The sequence below is a fragment of the Bacillus sp. N12A5 genome (genome assembly GCF_026790125.1).
Taxonomy (GTDB): Bacteria; Bacillota; Bacilli; order Bacillales; family Bacillaceae; genus Bacillus.
Genome location: NZ_JALAMR010000012.1, coordinates 108,898 through 125,059 on the forward strand (window position 1 = coordinate 108,898; position 16,162 = coordinate 125,059).

Sequence of the window (16,162 nt, forward strand, 5' to 3'; positions counted from 1 at the left end):
AATCACGCTGAAAAGATGACAAAGCCCCAAAACGAATATCGTTTTAGGGCTTTGTCAATAATTGAACCCCGGATTTCTCATCCGGGGTTTCAGTCTTATTCAGATACAGGGAGCACAGCTCCGTCATATTTTTTCTCGATGAAGTCTTTGATCTTTTTAGAGTGAAGAACTTCCATCAGCGCTTTGATTTTTGCAGAATCTTCTTCACCTTTTCTAACTGCGACGATGTTAGCGTATGGGTTGTTTTTCGTTGATTCTACTTCAATCGCGTCTTTTTTAGGATTTAACTTATTTTGGATCGCATAGTTTACATTGATGAAGACCGCGTCTCCTTCTTTGTTTTCATATGCTTTTGCCGTTAATTCAGGCGCTACTTTTTTGAATTCAAGGTTTTTCGGGTTTTTCTTAATGTCTTTTAAAGTTGCGTCAACTGTTTCTACTTTAGAGTCAAGTGTGATTAATCCTGCGTTTTCAAGCATTGCAAGCATACGGCCTTGTTCAGCAACGTTGTTAGTCAGGATAATTGTTGCACCGTCTGGAAGGTCTTTCAGTGATTCGTATTTTTTAGAATAAATACCAAATGGCTCTAAGTGAACAGCACCTGCATTCACAAGTTTGTAATCTGTGTTTTCTTTCATTTCTTGCTCAAGGTAAGGAATGTGCTGGAAATAGTTCGCATCCACTTCTTTATCAGCTAAAGCTTTGTTGTACATTTTGTAATCGCTTAGGACTTTCACTTTCAGCGTGTAGCCTTTTTCTTTCAGCAATGGTTCAGCTTCTTTTAAAATTTCCGCATGCGGTGTTTTCGTCGCTGCTACGACAATTTCTTTCTTGCCTGATTCAGCACCGTTATTCGAACCGCAGGCAGCCATAACTCCTGCAAATACAAGCAGTAATGCACCTAAAAATAGCTTTTTCAATGTAAATCCTCCCTTATCGTTTGTCTATAATATTTGTTATGACATCACCGATGATTTGAATAATAAATACGATGATTAAAATAAACACAGTAGCAACGAAAGTAACATCAGTATTATTAGACTGATATCCTTCTACGTACGCAAGGTTTCCAAGGCCTCCTGAACCGATGGCGCCGGCAATGGCCGTTGAGCCGATCAATGCGATGGCCGTCACCGTAATACCGGAAATCAGAGCCGGCATAGATTCTGGAAGCAGCACTTTGAAAATAATTGTAGACGTTTTAGCGCCCATTGATTTAGCGGCTTCAATGACACCTTTATCCACTTCGCGAAGCGCGATTTCAGCAAGACGCGCGTAAAACGGTGCTGAGCCGATAACCAAGGCCGGCAGCGCGGCGTTTGGCCCTAAGATCGTTCCGACTAAGAACTTCGTAAACCCCAGCAGTAAAATAATTAAAATGAGGAAGGGGATTGATCTGAATATGTTGACAACGGCCGCAATCACTGAGTTGACCGCTTTATTCTGCCAGAGGCTCCCTTTGCTTGTCAGAAAGAGCAGCAAGCCGAGAATCACCCCGATGACAAAGGCAAACAGTAAAGAAATCAGCGTCATATAAAGCGTTTCATATGTCGCATTCCACAATTCAGTTAAATCAACGTTCGGGAAGTATTTTTCAAACATTCGTGATCACCTCTGCTTTCACCTGTTTGTCATTAATAAACCGGATCACGTTTTGCACTTCTTCCTCGTCTCCGTCAATATGGATAAACAGTGAGCCATAAGCTCCATCCTTTGTCTGCGAGATTTTCCCTTGCAGAATATTGACGCTGACATTAAAGTTTCTGATCATCTCTGTAATCAGAGGCTGTTCAGCTGAATCACCGACAAATGTGAGCTGAACCGTTTTTCCTGATGCAGCTTCATCAAGAAGGTGCTGAAGCGTTTCTTTTGTTTCTTCCGGCTCTGTCACCTGCTGAACAAATCGTTTTGTCATGTCTTCCTTCGGATTTTTGAAGACATCGAGTACTTCGCCTTCTTCCACAACCTTTCCGTTTTCCATGACAGCGACTCTGTTGCAGATTTTGCGGATCACATGCATTTCGTGCGTGATCAGCACAATCGTTAAACCGAGTCTTTCATTAATATCGGACAATAGATCCAAGATTGAATCCGTTGTTTGCGGATCTAATGCTGATGTCGCTTCATCACAAAGGAGAACCTTCGGATTGTTGGCAAGCGCTCTGGCGATGCCGACACGCTGCTTCTGCCCGCCGCTCAGCTGAGACGGGTAAGATTTTTCTTTCCCTTCTAAACCTACCAGTTTAATCAGTTCATTGGCGCGCTTGATCCGCTCGCTCTTTTTCACCCCGGCAATTTCTAAAGGAAACATGATATTATCTCTGACGGTCCGCGACCAAAGCAAATTGAAGTGCTGGAAAATCATACTGATTTCATGGCGTGCTTTTCTTAAACCCCGTCCGTTTACTTCATTTATCTTCGTTCCCGCCACTTCCACGGTTCCTGAGGTTGGTTTCTCAAGGCCGTTCAGCAGACGGATTAAGGAACTTTTACCAGCTCCGCTATATCCTATAATTCCAAAAATCTCACCTTTTTTAATGGAAAGCGAGACATTTTGGACAGCATTGACATCTCCATGTTTCGACTTATAAACTTTTGAAACATTTTGAAGATTGATCAAAGCAATCACCTGCCTTAACACTATTCTAAGAAATCTTCCGGGTTTTTCTGCAAAAGAAAAGCCTTTCTGCACACTTGAGCAGAAAGGCTTATATAAAATGCCTTTCTCTCATCTTTCAAAGCTAAACGCTTCGTGTGAATTGGCACCATTTCAACAGCGTTGATGGTTGCCGGGCTTCATAGGGCACTTCCCTCCACCTCTCTTGATAAGAGAAATATATAGTCTTTTTCGTCCGGAAATTCTTAATGTAGAATAGCATGGCGAATGATTAAATGTCAATAAAATAAATGATGTCAACTTTTACTATTATAATAATTTACTATATTTTAATTCTTCAAAATCCTCTGAAAAAAGCCATTCGTCAGCCAAAGTATGGCTTCTAGTTTTAACAGGGCTCTGAATGATCCCTTCACTTTCAAGCTTCCGCTCTGGATCAGGTGCTGAAGGGAAATATCTCCGTGCAGTAAATGAATGATTTCTGTTTGGTTTCCGTAAAAGGTCAGGTTGGACGTTTGGGGCGGAGAAATTTTTTTCATTTCTCCCTGATCGTTTATTGAGACGGTTAAGGCTTCTGTTTCTCCTTGGAAGGTAATGAGCAATGTTGAAGCGCTCAAAAGGGGTTTTAAAAACAGATGCTGATACTCATCTTCTAAAACTTCCGCTTTCTCCATATGTACAACCTCCTATTTGTTGGTCATACATACACATTTCTCTCTCTGCCGCAAGAACCCCTTTATAAAACGAACGACAATTTCATTGGAATATGTTGAGAAATATGTCATAAATGGGATGCAGAAGATGATTTTTGTTTGATCAGCTCATATAAATAAGAAACGGAATGAAACGCATATCCTCTTTCGACCACTTTCCCGCCTTTAAACAGCAGAAAACAAGGGACGCTTTCAATTTGATACGCTTTTGCGAATGTCGGAGAATAATTAACATTGTTTTTATAGAAGGCGACATCAGGCAGCATTTCTTTCACCACTGTCAGCATTTTGCTTGCAAGCTGGCAGGTGCCGCAAAACGGAGTATATAAATATAGGAGATACACATCATCAGCGATGTGCTCAAGCTCGTGTTCTTGGAGTTCTTTCATGCTATACACCTCGGGACTTTCTTTCAAGAAAAATAGTATGGACATTCAGATTCGCGCGCAGCAATACAGAAGCGACATGGTGTCTGGGCGCAGCGGCCACTTCCTTATAGGCTCTGTCGATATGTAAATGGCAGGCTTCGTTAAATTCTCTTTTCAGCTGTTTTCTCAATTTCTCTCCTGATTTATCAGCATCAACTAATATATACACGTCTTTATCGTAAAGTTCGTCAGCCAATTCCTCAAGCTTCAGCTGGCTGATTGTTCCGTTTGTGCAGATAATGCGAACCGGTTCATTCAGGACGCTTTCGATTTTCTCTTTATCTGATTTCCCTTCCACAATCATAACCTTTTCCAGCTCATCCATCTTCATCTTCTTCACCTGCCGCGTCAAATTTGAAACGTTCAGATTGTAAAAGAAGGCAGTGAAATTCACCGCCCACATTAACACCAGCCGTTTTCGTAGTCACAATCCACATATTTTTCGTCGTTTCCTGAGACCACATCGGCTGTCTTATAAAATTTCTCATTTTCAAAGGAATAACCTGACTTAAGCTCATATTCATTCATGCTTGTCATTTGGCCGATCATCTCATTATCATGATATAACGAGAGCCGGCCATTTTGAAAGCGGCCTGTCACATCATTTGTGACATCGAGCTTCTGTTTGCTGAAAGCCATATTGGACACCTCCCCATAACGTTAGCGTGTCCAATTGCCTTTCCAGCTATCCTGTTTTAGTCTTCTTGTGTCATCTCTTCGTATTGCTCTGCTGTCATCAGTTTTTCAATTTCAGAAGCGTCAGACGGTTCAACGACGATCATCCATGCTTTTTCGTACGGTGATTCGTTGACGAATTCCGGACTGTCATCAAGATCTTCGTTTACTTCTACGACAGTTCCGTTAATCGGTGCATAAAGCTCGGATACCGTTTTAACGGATTCTACACTGCCGAATGGCTCGTCCGCTTTGATTTCAGCGCCGACTTCAGGAAGTTCGACAAACACGATGTCGCCTAGCTCAGACTGGGCAAAATGCGTAATTCCGATTCTGGCTTTTTCTCCTTCAACTTTTACCCACTCATGTTCTCCTGAGTAACGCAAATCTTTAGGTATGCTCAATTGAATCCCTCCATTTTTTACAGCACTACAATAAGAAGATACCACACTTTTCAAAAAAAATTTACATTAAGCCCAGTTTTCTTCAAATTGGTCTTCTTTAAAACCAACTGTCACTTTTTCGCCGTCTGTTGTAAGCGGGCGTTTGATCAGCATTCCGTCTGAGGCAAGCAGTTCAAGCTGTTCGTCCTCCGACATGTGATACAGCTTTTCCTTCAGGTTTAGCTCGCGGTATTTCATGCCGCTCGTGTTGAAAAATTTCTTGAGATCCAGCCCGCTTTTTTCATAAAGCGCTTTTAGTTCTTCTTTGCTTGGAGGCTGCTCTGCAATATGTATTTCGTTTATGTCTTTCCCATGCTCTTCAAGCCATTTCTTTGCTTTGCGGCACGTTCCGCATTTAGGGTACCAGTAAAAAGTTAACGACATCTTCTTCCCCCTCAATAAAATAATCGAGGTTATTTTAACACAGTTTGTTTTAAAAACCTAAAACAGTGCTTCTTAAAAAAGCTCCGCACACGCGGAGCTTTTGGACAATCAGACAATATATTTTTCAGCCTCAAAAACGCCCGCTGCCGCTTCGCGTTTTTTCTGAATGATGTTTTTAGGTGTTACGCGCGTCAGCTTGCGCAGAGCGGAAAGCATCATGCGGAGTGAATCTCCTTCTTCCATTGCGATGAGGGACTCCTTCGCATGCGCTTCAATTTCGTTAAAGGCTTCTTGAACGAAAATTTCTGTATACAGCACCTTTTGCGCTGCTTTTTCCTCGCCTTGCGCGGCAATGGCCTTTTCCGTTCTGAGCACGGCTGATTCCATTGCATACACATCGCTGACGATATCCGCGACGTTGACAAGTATTTCTTGTTCGTGATCGATGGCTTTTCCATACTTTTGCGCAGCGAGACCGGCGGCGAACAGGGCGATTTTTTTGGCTTGCTTGACGATATATTTCTCCTGCTCCAATACGCCGCTGCCAGGCTCTTCAGGCATAAGCATCATGAGTTCTTCCTGCAGTGACTGTGCTTTTTCAAATAGAGGCAGTTCGCCTTTGAGCGCTTTTTTCAGGAAGGTGCTTGGCACGATTAACCGGTTGATTTCGTTTGTGCCTTCAAAGATCCGATTGATCCTTGAATCCCTATAGGCCCTTTCTACCTCGTACTCCTGCATAAAGCCGTAGCCTCCATGAATTTGCACGCCTTCATCTACGATATAATCAAGCGTTTCGGAGCCGAATACTTTATTAAGAGAGCATTCGATGGCATATTCGGCAATAGACTTGGCAATTTGCCGTCCATCCTTGAGATCATCAGCCGTAAACTGGCTCATATTGTCTTCAAACAGCCCGACAGTTCTGTATACAGAGCTTTCCATTGCGTACAGCCTTGACGCCATTGTCGCTATTTTTTCTTGTGTCAGCGAAAAGGCTGCAATCGGCGTTTTAAATTGGCGGCGCTGATTTGCGTAGGCCGCAGACAGCTCGATTACCCGCTTGGACGCACCGATTGTGCCAACCGCCAGCTTGTAGCGGCCGATATTTAAAATATTGAAGGCGATGATATGCCCTTTGCCGATTTCTCCAAGCAGATTTTCTTTTGGAACTTCAGCCTGATCCAGAATGAGGGTTCTTGTCGATGATCCTTTGATCCCCATTTTCTTTTCTTCCGGGCCTGTGGATACACCAGGGAACTCTTTTTCTACAATAAAGGCTGAGAATTTTTCGCCGTCCACCTTAGCGTAAACGACAAATACATCAGCAAAGGCAGAGTTGGTAATCCACTGTTTTTCACCGGTTAATACATAATGCGTTCCCGCTTCATTCAGCACGGCTGTTGTTTTTGCTCCAAGCGCGTCAGAACCAGAGCCCGGCTCAGTCAATGCATAAGCTGCGATCTTTTCGCCTGAAGCGAGGCCGGGCAAATATTTTTTCTTTTGCTCTTCTGATCCAAAAAAGACGATCGGCAAGGAACCGATGCCGACATGCGCCCCATAAGAAAGTGAAAAGCTTCCCGCACGTGAAAATTTTTCAGTGATGAGGGCCGAGCTGATTTTATCAAGGCCGAGCCCTCCGTATTCCTCCGGTACATCAGCGCCAAGCAGCCCGAGTTCACCCGCTTTCTTCAACAGCCTGACGGAATGTTCGAATTGATGGTTTTCGATATCATCGATATGAGGGAGAACATCTTGCTCGATGTAATCCTCCGTCGTTTTCGCAATCATTTTATGCTCGTCAGTGAAATCCTCCGGTGTATACATTTGGTCATATGAGACATCCTCGATTAAGAAACCGCCGCCTTTTTGTACTTCAGCCGCTTTTTTCGCCATTTGCTTTTCCCCCTTTAGCATAATTCAAATACACCGGCCGCTCCCATCCCGCCGCCGATACACATTGTAACGACTCCAAATTGCTCGTTTCTTCGTTTCATTTCATGAATCAATGAGAGTGTAAGCTTAGTGCCCGTACAGCCAAGCGGGTGTCCAAGCGCGATTGCGCCCCCGTTGACATTCACTTTTTCTTCATCGATTCCCAGTTCCCTGATGACTTGAATGGCTTGTGATGCAAAAGCTTCGTTCAGTTCAAACAAACCGATGTCCTGCAGTTGAAGCCCCGCAAGCTTCAAGGCACGCGGAATGGCTTCCACCGGTCCGATGCCCATGACTTCCGGCGGCACGCCGCCTACGGCAAAGGAGCGGAATTTGACAAGCGGGGCCAAGCCCAGCGCATCAGCCTTTTCCCGGTCCATCAGCATGACAGCCGCCGCTCCGTCACTCGTCTGGGAGGAGTTGCCCGCGGTCACCGTTCCGTCAACGGAAAAAGCTGGACGCAATGTTGCCAAAATGTCTGCAGTCGTTTGCGGGCGAACACCTTCATCCTGTGAAAACACAAACTGTTTTTCCTGCGGTTTATGGTTGTCTCCGATTTCTGTCACCGTCACTTCGACGGGTACGATCTCTTCTTTAAATTTCCCCTCTGCAAGGGCTTTTGCCGCATTTTGGTGGCTGCGGACGGCAAACGCATCCTGATCCTCGCGGGAAACGCCGTATTTTTTCGCGACTTGCTCGGCTGTGTGTCCCATGCTCATGTAATACTCTGGCGCCTTTTCTGCCAATGCAAGGTTCGGACGGGTCACATGCCCCATCATCGGAACCTGCGACATGGACTCTGCTCCGCCGGCGATCGCTGTATCGTAGGCGCCGAGCATAATCTTTTCTGCCGCATAGGCGATGGATTGAAGGCCTGAAGAGCAGTAGCGATTGACAGTAATTGCCGGGACCGTGTACGGCAGTCCCGCGAGCGCACCGATATTTCTCGCCATATTAAGCCCCTGTTCTGCTTCAGGTGTCGCACACCCGATAATCAAGTCGTCAATATTGCCTTCGTAGCCGCCTGCCCGTTTCAGTGTTTCTTTTACGCAAATCGCTCCCAGATCATCCGGTCGAACGGTGGCCAGTGATCCTTTTTTTGCTTTCCCAACCGGAGTTCTTGCACCTGATACAATGACTGCCTCTTTCATAAGCTCCCTCCTAGTTCCGTAAAGGTTTACCTTTCACAAGCATATGCTGCATTCTCGCTTGAGATTTCGCCTCTCCTGCCAAACTCAAAAACGTTTCTCTCTCGATCTCCAATAAATACTCTTCATCAACCTCTGTACCGAACGGCACTTTTCCGCCGGCAATGACATAAGCAAGTTTTTTCGCGATCTTGAAATCATGCTCAGATATATAGCCGGATAGCTTCATCTGCTCAGCGCCAAGCAAGAGTGCCGCATAACCGGTTTCTCCCGGCACCTTGACCTTTTCTTTTACAGGCGGCCGCCAGCCTCTATCGTATAAAGATGCGGCAAGCTGCTTTGCATCGTGCAGCAGGTGGTCCTGATTCATGCTAGTGTGATCCGTTTCCTTTAAGATGTTCATCTCACGGGCCTCTTGAGCGGAAGCTGACACTTTCGCCATTGCAATCGTTTCAAACGTTTTCATAGCTGCATTCATCGGATCAAGGCCGCGGCGAAGATGGTTGATGTACAGCTCTTTGTTTCCTCCTCCGCCAGGGATAAGGCCGACACCGGATTCCACAAGCCCCATATAGGCTTCGCTTGCTGCTTGGATGCGCGCAGCAGGCAGGCATACCTCCGTTCCTCCGCCGAGCGTCATGCCAAATGGAGCGGCGACAACCGGTTTCGCACTGTATTTGATCTTCATCATCGTTTCCTGGAAACGGCGTATCACAAAATCTACTTCTAAAAAGTTATCATCTTGGACTTCCATTAGGATCATGGCGAGATTCGCGCCGACGCAGAAATTTTTCCCTTGATTCCCGATGACAAGGCCTTTATAGTTTCGCTCTGTTTCCTCTAACGCTTTGTTGATCATTTGAATGATATCGAGGCCGATTGCATTGCTTTTCGAATGAAATTCAAGCAGGGCCACATCATCTCCAAGGTCAATCAGGCTTGCTCCGCTGTTTTTCGCAATCACGCCTTTTGTTTCTTTAAGTGCTTGTAAATGAATCCGTTTTTTGTTTTCTTTCACGGCCCTGTATTCACCGCGGTCATAATAAAATACCGTTCCGTTCTCTTTGATGTAGAAGGTTTCATTTCCTTTGTCCAGCATGTCTTTGACCCAACCAGGTATATCCGCTCCATGCTGTTCAAGCTTTTCCGCCGACTGTCTGAGGCCGATGGCGTCCCACATTTCAAATGGGCCCAGCTCCCAGCCGAATCCCCACTTCATGGCTTGGTCAATTGCATGAATATCATCTGCAATCTCACCAAGCAGTTCAGCTGAGTAAAGAAGGGTTTGAGATGTGATATTCCATAGCAGACTGCCCGCTCTGTCATCCGAGTAAATAAGCGCTTTCATTTTGGATTTTGTGCCTTTTGCCTGTTTTGCTGCTTCCAGTGACGGTGCTTTCATTTTTGACCGCTCGCCATAAGTAAGCGTCACTGGATCAAGCTCATAAATCGTTTTTCCCTCTTTTTTATAAAAGCCTTGGCCGGCCTTGCTTCCGATCCACCCTTTTTCCAGCATATCGTTCATGAAGCCTGGCAAGCGAAACACGTCTTTCTCATTGCCATCCGCTTTGTCATACACATTTCGGGCAACGTGGGCAAATGTATCGAGCCCGACCACATCAAGCGTTCTGAAGGTCGCGCTTTTCGGCCTGCCGATTAGCGGTCCTGTGATCGAATCGACCTCTCCAACCTGATAGCCGCCTTTCAGCATTTCTTGGACTGTGACAAGAAGCCCATACGTTCCGATGCGGTTTGCAATAAAGTTCGGTGTGTCCTTTGCTGTGACAACTCCTTTACCGAGGACATTTTCACCGAAGGATGTCATAAACTCTAAAATATCAGGGTCGGTTTCCTTAATCGGAATGATCTCCAGCAGCTTTAAATAGCGAGCGGGATTAAAAAAGTGCGTTCCAAGAAAATGGGCTTTAAAATCATCCGACCGGCCTTCAGCCATTTCCTGCACGGATATGCCGGATGTGTTGCTTGAGACGATGCTTCCTGGCTTTCGATGTTCATCCACAAGAGCGAAAATCTGCTTTTTGACGTCTAGGTTTTCGACTACGACCTCAATAATCCAATCTGCTTCTTTCAGTTTTTTAGCATCATCCTCCAGATTGCCCGGTGTGATATAGGAGGTATTTTTCGCTGATGTGAGGGGAGCGGGCTTTTGTTTCAGCAGTTTTTTCACCGCCTGCCGGCTCAGCCTGCTGCGCACCTCCGGACTCTCCTTCGTCAGCCCCTTTTTTTCCTCTTCCTTTGTCAAATCGTTCGGCACAATATCTAGCAGCAGGACAGGAATTCCGATGTTAGCCAAATGCGCCGCAATACCGGATCCCATTACCCCCGATCCTAAAACGGCTGCCTTCCGAATGTGTTTGTGCATGAGATATCCCCCTTGAACATTGAATGAATAGTCATTCATTTTTTAGCCAAAAAAAATGAAACCCGTTTCTTCTTTCATCTTAAAAGATTTCCGGTTCGACTTCAATAGCTAATTTGTTATTTTTTTGTATGAAGCCTATAAAAGACGGGAAACTTAAGCCCGGAGGTGAAGGGAATGGTGCGAGAGAAAAAAAATCCGTCTTCAGCGGCAGTCAGCGCAGCGAGCGTAAAGGGAGATGCCGGTCCGACTCAGCATTACGGCGGCGGAAAACGGACGAGTCAAAATCAGCAGTATAAAAAACATAACATGGAACAATCATAATGCAGCTGCTTCCAGCGGCTGCTTTCACTTTTTCAAAATTCCTTTTAGCACAAACGCTGCATTGGCGGGCCGTTCGGCAATTCTTCTCATAAAGTAGCTGAACCAATCCGTTCCGTATGGGACATAGACACGCATTCTATAGCCTTCTTTGGCGAGTTCCTTTTGCCGCTCCGGCCTGATGCCGTATAGCATTTGAAATTCAAATTGCGACGCGGGGATTTGATGTTTGGCGACGAGCTGTTTCGTAAATGCAATGATGTCATCGTCATGTGTGGCGACCGCCGTGTAGTTTCCGCTTAACAGCTGCAGCTTTATTAAGCTCTGAAAATGAAGGTCTGTTCCTTTTTTGTCAGGAAACGCTACAGCCGCAGATTCTTTATAAGCGCCTTTTACAAGTCTGAGATTCGGCTTTAAGTCGCGCATATTTCTGATATCTTCTGCGGCCCGGTACAGATACGCCTGAATGACCGTGCCGAGCTTCTCAAACTCCTGTTTGCATTGCCTGTAAATAGAAAGTGTCTGTTCATAATGAGAATAGTCTTCCATATCAATGGTCACAGCAACATCATATTGCTTTGCAACGGAAAGAATGGCACGCAAATGTGAAAGAGCAAGTTCTTCTGAAAGATCAAGCCCGATTGAGGTCAGCTTAAGTGAAAGCTCTGAATCCAATTGGTGTTCGGCAATGGCCTGAATGGCTTTTTTGCATTCCTCTGCGACTTGATTCGCTTCTTTTTCCGAAGCTGCATACTCGCCCAAATAATCAATTGTGGCGCATAAACCGGATTGGTTTAGCCTTTTGACGGTCTTAACCGCCGATTCAATCGTATCCCCTGCGACAAACCTTCGTGCTCCAAGCCGCGTTCCGTATGCTTTTGCGAACTTGGTAAGTGTTTTATTTTGAGATAAGAATAAAAATACATGTCTCAACATCCGACTCCCTCCTGCCGTCATCTTCAAAATCACCTGTATATAACTCCCAGACTGAAGGAAACTATACATGAACAGAAATCAAAGGAGGATCACAATGGACAATCAGCAGCAATCCCAAATGCCGCCTTCCGTTATTTCGACAAAGGACCATTTGTATCTCAATGACATGCTGAACTGGAATTTGCTCGCGATGAAAAAAGCGCATTTCATGGCGCAGCAGTGCCAGGATCAAACGTTAAAGCAAGAACTCGACCGCGTCGGACACATGCATCATGATCACTATCAAAGAATATTAAAGCACCTGCAGCCAGGCCAGCAGCAGTCCGGCTACATCCAATAAGGAGGCGCCAGAATGAATCAGCAAAATCAAAAAATCAGCAATCCGCAGACACCTGTACCGACAACTTCGGAGATGAATGACAGAGATTTCGTCAATGAACTGCTGACAACAGAAAAATACATGACAACAGCTTATTGCACAGCCTTGCACGAATTTAGCCACGAGTCTCTTTATCAGGATATTCAATCCATTTTTGATGAGTCACAAAAAGCGCAAAGAAAACTGTATGACCTCATGTTCCAATATGGATGGTATTCTGTTAAAGCGGAGGATGCCCAAAAACTGCAGCAGTCTTATCAAAAATTCCAGAAGACCATTCAGCAGCAGTCTCCTTATCAGCAATAAAAATATCAGCAAAAGGGATACGATGTTCCTTCCGGACATCTATCCTTTTTTTGTGTAAAATCAGTTGACTTTTCATTTACGCTTATTTATATTTAATAAGCATTAACTATTTTGTTATCAAAATATATATACAGTGTATGTAACAGAGGGGAAATGAATATGAAGAGTGCGGATCAGTTAATGTCCGATATTCAATTATCGCTTCAGGCGCTCTTTCAAAAGATACAGCCTGAAATGCTAGAAAGCATGGAGAAACATGGTGTCACTCCAGCACAGTTGTTTGTGCTGGCCAGCTTAAAGAAACACGGCAGCCTCAAAATTTCTGAAATTGCCGAGCGCATGGAGGTTAAGCCAAGCGCGGTGACGTTAATGGCAGATCGACTTGAACAAAAAAATCTCATCGCCAGAACACACAACACGAAAGACAGACGAGTGATTGATATCAGTCTTACTGACGAAGGAGACAGAAAGTTCGAGGAGGTTTTGGCGGGCAGAAAAGCGATTATGGCGCGGTACCTTTCCTTCTTGACGGAGGAAGAAATGCGACAAGCGGCGCATATTACAGAAAAGCTCGCACAGGCAGCAGCGGAAACTGATGAAAAGCAAAACATGAAAAGAGGAAACGGATGAAATGAGTAGTGAAGGCAAACAATCAAAACGAACGTTATTAATCACAGGCTTAATTATTGCCATGTTTTTTTCAGCCCTTGACGGTACCATTGTCGGAACGGCCATGCCGAAAATTGTCGGTGATCTGGGCGGTTTGAGCATGATGACCTGGCTGACAACTGCCTATTTGTTAACATCAACAACGATTGTTCCAATTGCCGGTAAACTGGCTGATTTATTGGGACGCCGGATTGTTTATGTATCAGGTTTGATTATTTTTATGGCAGCTTCCGCACTATGCGGAATGGCCAACAACATGACAGAGCTAATTATCTTCCGGGGACTGCAGGGAATCGGCGGAGGCATCATGATGCCGATGGCGATGATTGTTATCGGTGACTTATTTACAGGAAAACAGCGTGCTAAATTCCAAGGGGTGTTTGGCGCGATTTACGGGCTAGCTTCAGTGATCGGGCCGCAAATCGGCGGCTGGATCGTAGACTCGCTAAACTGGAAATGGGTGTTCTATATTAACCTTCCAGTCGGAATTATTGCGGTTATTTTTATTGCCAGAGGATTGCAGGGCCGCCAGCAGACCGGCCCGATCAATTTCGATATCGCTGGTATTTTCACGATGATTGTCGGGGTTGTCAGCCTCCTTCTCGCCTTAAGCTTTGGCGGAAAAGATTATGCATGGGGTTCATGGCAGATCCTTGGCTTGTTCGCTCTTGCACTGATCGGCATTATCAGCTTTATCATCGTAGAATCAAAAGCAAAAGAGCCAATCCTGCCAATGTATTTGTTTAAAAACAGAACGTTTACATTTCTAAACTTGATCGGCTTCTTTATGAGTATCGGCATGTTTGGTGCCATTACATTTGTTCCTTTCTTTATGCAGGGAATTGTCGGTGTAAGTGCGTCTGAATCGGGTACAATTATGACACCGATGATGATTTCTATGATTATTACAAGCATCATCGGCGGCCAGCTTGTTTACAAAATCGGCATTAAACCGCAAATCATTGCAGGCATGCTGGTTATGGCCGGCGGATTCCTGCTGTTAACGACATTGGATCTTGACACGAGCAAGCTTGTCGCTACATCTTTTATGGCGATTATTGGACTGGGAATGGGCCTTGTTATGCCGATTCTAACATTGGCATTACAGGAAAGCTTTTCAAAGGAGGAGCTTGGGGTTGTCACCTCATCCAGCCAATTCTTCCGTTCTATCGGCGGAACATTCGGCATTACCATGCTGGGAGCCGTCATGAATGCAAGATCAGGAAATCTATTAACAGATAAATTGGTGCCGTATTTAGACTCTCTTCCGGCACAGGCAAGCTCGTTTGCCGCCCAGCTAAAGGGTATGATTGATACCAATCCGCAAGGGCTGCTGCAATCACTGTTCAGTCCGGACGCAGTCAAACAAATCCCTGCGGCTTTCTCATCCCATATTGTGCCGATTTTAAAAACATCGTTGATGGATTCGCTCCACAGCGTGTTTTATACGGGCTTGATCTTTATCGCAGTCGGAGCTGTATTCACCTTGTTCTTAAAACCTATCAAGTTATCAAATAAGAAAACGGGAGAACAAGAAAAAGAGAAAGCGGCACAAGCCGTTGAATCACCTTCCCATTAATAGAGCACCCCGCGGGTACCAAACCGCGGGGTATTTTTATTCGATCATCTGAGCCCCTCCATTCCCGAAGGACCAATCCTCATCCTGATTTCCGGCCAGCATGATAAACACATCTTCTTTTCTTACACCAAGCTCGGAATGTAACCGGGCTGCGATTGAGCGGTAAAGCGCTTTTTTCTGTTCAGTTGTTCTTGACTGTTTCAACGTAAAATGAATGTATATCAGGTCATCGGTACGCTCGACATGGAGATAAAAGGGATCATAAAAAAATTCACTTTTTTCATATTGCCTGATGACTTGAAAATAGTCATCTTCCGGCACATTAATTTCTTCGATCATTGATTGGTGGATGGTCCTGCTGAGTTTTTGAAGCCACACTTCGCTTCTCCCCGCCCGCAAATGAATTTGTACAAATGGCATCCCATGCATCTCCTCTCTTTACAGCGTCTGTCCGCTGTCAATTGTGATGATTTGGCCTGTGAGTGATTCCTGTTCGAACAGTGAACAGATCAATTTGGCAATATCATCCGGTTCAGCAATACATCGCAGCGGCAAAGAGCCGATCATGCTTTTCATTTTTTCTTCCCGTCCAGCCCACCATCTTGTTGCAACAGCTCCTGGTGCTACACCGCTCACCCTGATTTCAGGCGCTAAGGCATGGGCCAATGATTTTGTTAAACCGTGCACCGCTGATTTTGACACTGCGTAAGGCATAGATGAGCCCGCCCCTGTTATCCCTGCGATGCTGCCGACGTTTACAATCGCTCCAGTTTTGCTTTTTTTCATGAACGGCGCCACTGCCCGCGCGCAGAAAAACATCCCTTTTACATTGACAGCGTACAGCTCATCCCAGACGTCTTCTGTCGCAGCTTCAAGATCATCCATTGGAATATGCCGTGTGATACTGGCATTGTTGACTAAAACATCAATCGTCCCGTATATTTTCACGATCGATGAACCATGTCCTGCACTTCGCTGTTTTTTGATACATCAGCTTTGATGGCGAAGGCTTGCCCGCCAGCCTTTTTAATCATTTCCACTGTTTCCTCCGCTTCGGATTGCGAACGTGAATAATTCACTGCAACAATCGCTCCGCGTTTAGCCAATTCCATACTGGCTGCTCTTCCGATTCCTGTACCGCCCCCCGTTACGAGAGCTACTTTGTTCATGACCTTCATTGCCGCCACTCCTTGCTGTTGCTTCATATATCTTGCTGATTCCATTGTAATCCAGGTTTGGTGTTACGTATAAT

Annotated in this window: 19 protein-coding genes, 1 pseudogene and 1 riboswitch; of the genes and pseudogenes, 5 read left to right on the forward strand and 15 right to left on the reverse strand. The window is 45.2% G+C overall.

All coding sequences use genetic code 11. The features are described 5' to 3' along the window. Positions 1 to 95: 95 nt before the first annotated feature. From metQ to MOC09_RS14500, 12 genes are all read right to left on the reverse strand, one after another. Positions 96 to 920 (reverse strand): methionine ABC transporter substrate-binding lipoprotein MetQ, encoded by an 825-nt coding sequence (metQ, locus tag MOC09_RS14445; RefSeq protein ID WP_268362940.1) that lies wholly within the window; start codon positions 918 to 920, stop codon positions 96 to 98. Positions 921 to 933: 13 nt separating this feature from the next. Then, on the reverse strand, positions 934 to 1,602 hold the full coding sequence (gene metP / locus MOC09_RS14450; RefSeq protein ID WP_268367394.1) for a methionine ABC transporter permease MetP: 669 nt from the start codon (positions 1,600 to 1,602) through the stop codon (positions 934 to 936). Then, positions 1,595 to 2,620, reverse strand: coding sequence for a methionine ABC transporter ATP-binding protein MetN (gene metN, locus MOC09_RS14455; RefSeq protein ID WP_268367395.1), 1,026 nt, complete (start codon positions 2,618 to 2,620; stop codon positions 1,595 to 1,597). Before metN ends, metP begins: the two co-directional genes overlap by 8 nt. Before the next feature lie 105 nt (positions 2,621 to 2,725). Then, a riboswitch (SAM riboswitch) is annotated at positions 2,726 to 2,832 on the reverse strand. Between the two features lie 114 nt (positions 2,833 to 2,946). After that, a complete protein-coding gene (locus MOC09_RS14460) occupies positions 2,947 to 3,291 on the reverse strand; it encodes an SCP2 sterol-binding domain-containing protein (protein ID WP_268370949.1) in 345 nt (114 codons plus the stop codon). Between the two features lie 107 nt (positions 3,292 to 3,398). Then, on the reverse strand, positions 3,399 to 3,719 hold the full coding sequence (locus MOC09_RS14465; protein ID WP_003222787.1) for a thioredoxin family protein: 321 nt from the start codon (positions 3,717 to 3,719) through the stop codon (positions 3,399 to 3,401). Position 3,720: 1 nt separating this feature from the next. After that, entirely contained in the window at positions 3,721 to 4,083 is a 363-nt protein-coding gene (locus MOC09_RS14470; RefSeq protein WP_268370994.1) for a toprim domain-containing protein, read from the reverse strand. Positions 4,084 to 4,160: 77 nt separating this feature from the next. Continuing rightward, on the reverse strand, positions 4,161 to 4,397 hold the full coding sequence (locus MOC09_RS14475; RefSeq protein ID WP_268361359.1) for a YusG family protein: 237 nt from the start codon (positions 4,395 to 4,397) through the stop codon (positions 4,161 to 4,163). A 56-nt stretch (positions 4,398 to 4,453) separates the two neighbouring features. Then, the gene (gene gcvH, locus MOC09_RS14480) at positions 4,454 to 4,837 is read right to left on the reverse strand and encodes a glycine cleavage system protein GcvH (protein ID WP_003222781.1); all 384 of its coding nucleotides are present in this window, start codon (positions 4,835 to 4,837) and stop codon (positions 4,454 to 4,456) included. 66 nt (positions 4,838 to 4,903) lie between these two features. Continuing rightward, positions 4,904 to 5,260, reverse strand: coding sequence for an arsenate reductase family protein (locus MOC09_RS14485; RefSeq protein WP_268361357.1), 357 nt, complete (start codon positions 5,258 to 5,260; stop codon positions 4,904 to 4,906). A 108-nt stretch (positions 5,261 to 5,368) separates the two neighbouring features. Beyond that, positions 5,369 to 7,153, reverse strand: coding sequence for an acyl-CoA dehydrogenase FadE (gene fadE, locus MOC09_RS14490; protein ID WP_268370952.1), 1,785 nt, complete (start codon positions 7,151 to 7,153; stop codon positions 5,369 to 5,371). Between the two features lie 14 nt (positions 7,154 to 7,167). Further along, positions 7,168 to 8,343: an acetyl-CoA C-acetyltransferase gene (locus tag MOC09_RS14495; protein ID WP_268370954.1), complete on the reverse strand. Its 1,176-nt coding sequence runs from the start codon at positions 8,341 to 8,343 to the stop codon at positions 7,168 to 7,170. Between the two features lie 10 nt (positions 8,344 to 8,353). Further along, complete coding sequence (locus tag MOC09_RS14500; protein ID WP_268370955.1) at positions 8,354 to 10,723, reverse strand: 3-hydroxyacyl-CoA dehydrogenase/enoyl-CoA hydratase family protein; 2,370 nt, start codon at positions 10,721 to 10,723, stop codon at positions 8,354 to 8,356. Between the two features lie 174 nt (positions 10,724 to 10,897). On the opposite strand from MOC09_RS14500, the gene MOC09_RS14505 reads away from it, so the two are divergent. Then, a complete protein-coding gene (locus tag MOC09_RS14505; protein ID WP_003240817.1) occupies positions 10,898 to 11,044 on the forward strand; it encodes a YuzL family protein in 147 nt (48 codons plus the stop codon). Positions 11,045 to 11,068: 24 nt separating this feature from the next. On the opposite strand, the gene MOC09_RS14510 is transcribed toward MOC09_RS14505, so the two are convergent. Further along, positions 11,069 to 11,977: a proline dehydrogenase gene (locus MOC09_RS14510; protein ID WP_268361352.1), complete on the reverse strand. Its 909-nt coding sequence runs from the start codon at positions 11,975 to 11,977 to the stop codon at positions 11,069 to 11,071. A 94-nt stretch (positions 11,978 to 12,071) separates the two neighbouring features. On the opposite strand from MOC09_RS14510, the gene MOC09_RS14515 reads away from it, so the two are divergent. The 4 genes from MOC09_RS14515 to mdtP all read left to right on the forward strand — a co-directional run bounded on the left by MOC09_RS14515 (position 12,072) and on the right by mdtP (position 14,910). Continuing rightward, on the forward strand, positions 12,072 to 12,317 hold the full coding sequence (locus tag MOC09_RS14515) for a hypothetical protein (protein WP_003228567.1): 246 nt from the start codon (positions 12,072 to 12,074) through the stop codon (positions 12,315 to 12,317). 12 nt (positions 12,318 to 12,329) lie between these two features. Beyond that, positions 12,330 to 12,662 carry a spore coat protein gene (locus tag MOC09_RS14520; protein WP_268370957.1) on the forward strand — a complete coding sequence of 111 codons (333 nt, stop codon included), beginning with the start codon at positions 12,330 to 12,332 and terminating at the stop codon, positions 12,660 to 12,662. Positions 12,663 to 12,821: 159 nt separating this feature from the next. Continuing rightward, positions 12,822 to 13,292 carry a MarR family transcriptional regulator MdtR gene (mdtR, locus tag MOC09_RS14525; RefSeq protein ID WP_268361349.1) on the forward strand — a complete coding sequence of 157 codons (471 nt, stop codon included), beginning with the start codon at positions 12,822 to 12,824 and terminating at the stop codon, positions 13,290 to 13,292. A gap of 1 nt (position 13,293) precedes the next feature. Beyond that, positions 13,294 to 14,910, forward strand: a complete 1,617-nt coding sequence (gene mdtP / locus MOC09_RS14530; protein ID WP_268361347.1) for a multidrug efflux MFS transporter MdtP — start codon at positions 13,294 to 13,296, stop codon at positions 14,908 to 14,910. A 36-nt stretch (positions 14,911 to 14,946) separates the two neighbouring features. Here mdtP and MOC09_RS14535 read toward each other — a convergent pair whose 3' ends face one another. Together MOC09_RS14535 and MOC09_RS14540 are read right to left on the reverse strand one after the other, a co-directional pair. Beyond that, entirely contained in the window at positions 14,947 to 15,330 is a 384-nt protein-coding gene (locus MOC09_RS14535; RefSeq protein ID WP_268361345.1) for a tautomerase family protein, read from the reverse strand. Between the two features lie 18 nt (positions 15,331 to 15,348). After that, a pseudogene (locus tag MOC09_RS14540) lies at positions 15,349 to 16,088 on the reverse strand (SDR family NAD(P)-dependent oxidoreductase). Between the last annotated feature and the right edge of the window lie 74 nt (positions 16,089 to 16,162).

Coding starts and splice junctions, on each gene's coding strand:
- MOC09_RS14515 (WP_003228567.1), top strand. CDS start 12,072: ATGGACAATCAGCAGCAATCCCAAATGCCGCCTTCCGTTATTTCGACA.
- MOC09_RS14470 (WP_268370994.1), bottom strand. CDS start 4,083: ATGGATGAGCTGGAAAAGGTTATGATTGTGGAAGGGAAATCAGATAAA.
- fadE (WP_268370952.1), bottom strand. CDS start 7,153: ATGGCGAAAAAAGCGGCTGAAGTACAAAAAGGCGGCGGTTTCTTAATC.
- MOC09_RS14465 (WP_003222787.1), bottom strand. CDS start 3,719: ATGAAAGAACTCCAAGAACACGAGCTTGAGCACATCGCTGATGATGTG.
- mdtR (WP_268361349.1), top strand. CDS start 12,822: ATGAAGAGTGCGGATCAGTTAATGTCCGATATTCAATTATCGCTTCAG.
- MOC09_RS14505 (WP_003240817.1), top strand. CDS start 10,898: ATGGTGCGAGAGAAAAAAAATCCGTCTTCAGCGGCAGTCAGCGCAGCG.
- MOC09_RS14535 (WP_268361345.1), bottom strand. CDS start 15,330: ATGCCATTTGTACAAATTCATTTGCGGGCGGGGAGAAGCGAAGTGTGG.
- MOC09_RS14500 (WP_268370955.1), bottom strand. CDS start 10,723: ATGCACAAACACATTCGGAAGGCAGCCGTTTTAGGATCGGGGGTAATG.
- mdtP (WP_268361347.1), top strand. CDS start 13,294: ATGAGTAGTGAAGGCAAACAATCAAAACGAACGTTATTAATCACAGGC.
- metP (WP_268367394.1), bottom strand. CDS start 1,602: ATGTTTGAAAAATACTTCCCGAACGTTGATTTAACTGAATTGTGGAAT.
- MOC09_RS14520 (WP_268370957.1), top strand. CDS start 12,330: ATGAATCAGCAAAATCAAAAAATCAGCAATCCGCAGACACCTGTACCG.
- MOC09_RS14460 (WP_268370949.1), bottom strand. CDS start 3,291: ATGGAGAAAGCGGAAGTTTTAGAAGATGAGTATCAGCATCTGTTTTTA.
- MOC09_RS14485 (WP_268361357.1), bottom strand. CDS start 5,260: ATGTCGTTAACTTTTTACTGGTACCCTAAATGCGGAACGTGCCGCAAA.
- MOC09_RS14495 (WP_268370954.1), bottom strand. CDS start 8,343: ATGAAAGAGGCAGTCATTGTATCAGGTGCAAGAACTCCGGTTGGGAAA.
- MOC09_RS14510 (WP_268361352.1), bottom strand. CDS start 11,977: ATGTTGAGACATGTATTTTTATTCTTATCTCAAAATAAAACACTTACC.
- MOC09_RS14475 (WP_268361359.1), bottom strand. CDS start 4,397: ATGGCTTTCAGCAAACAGAAGCTCGATGTCACAAATGATGTGACAGGC.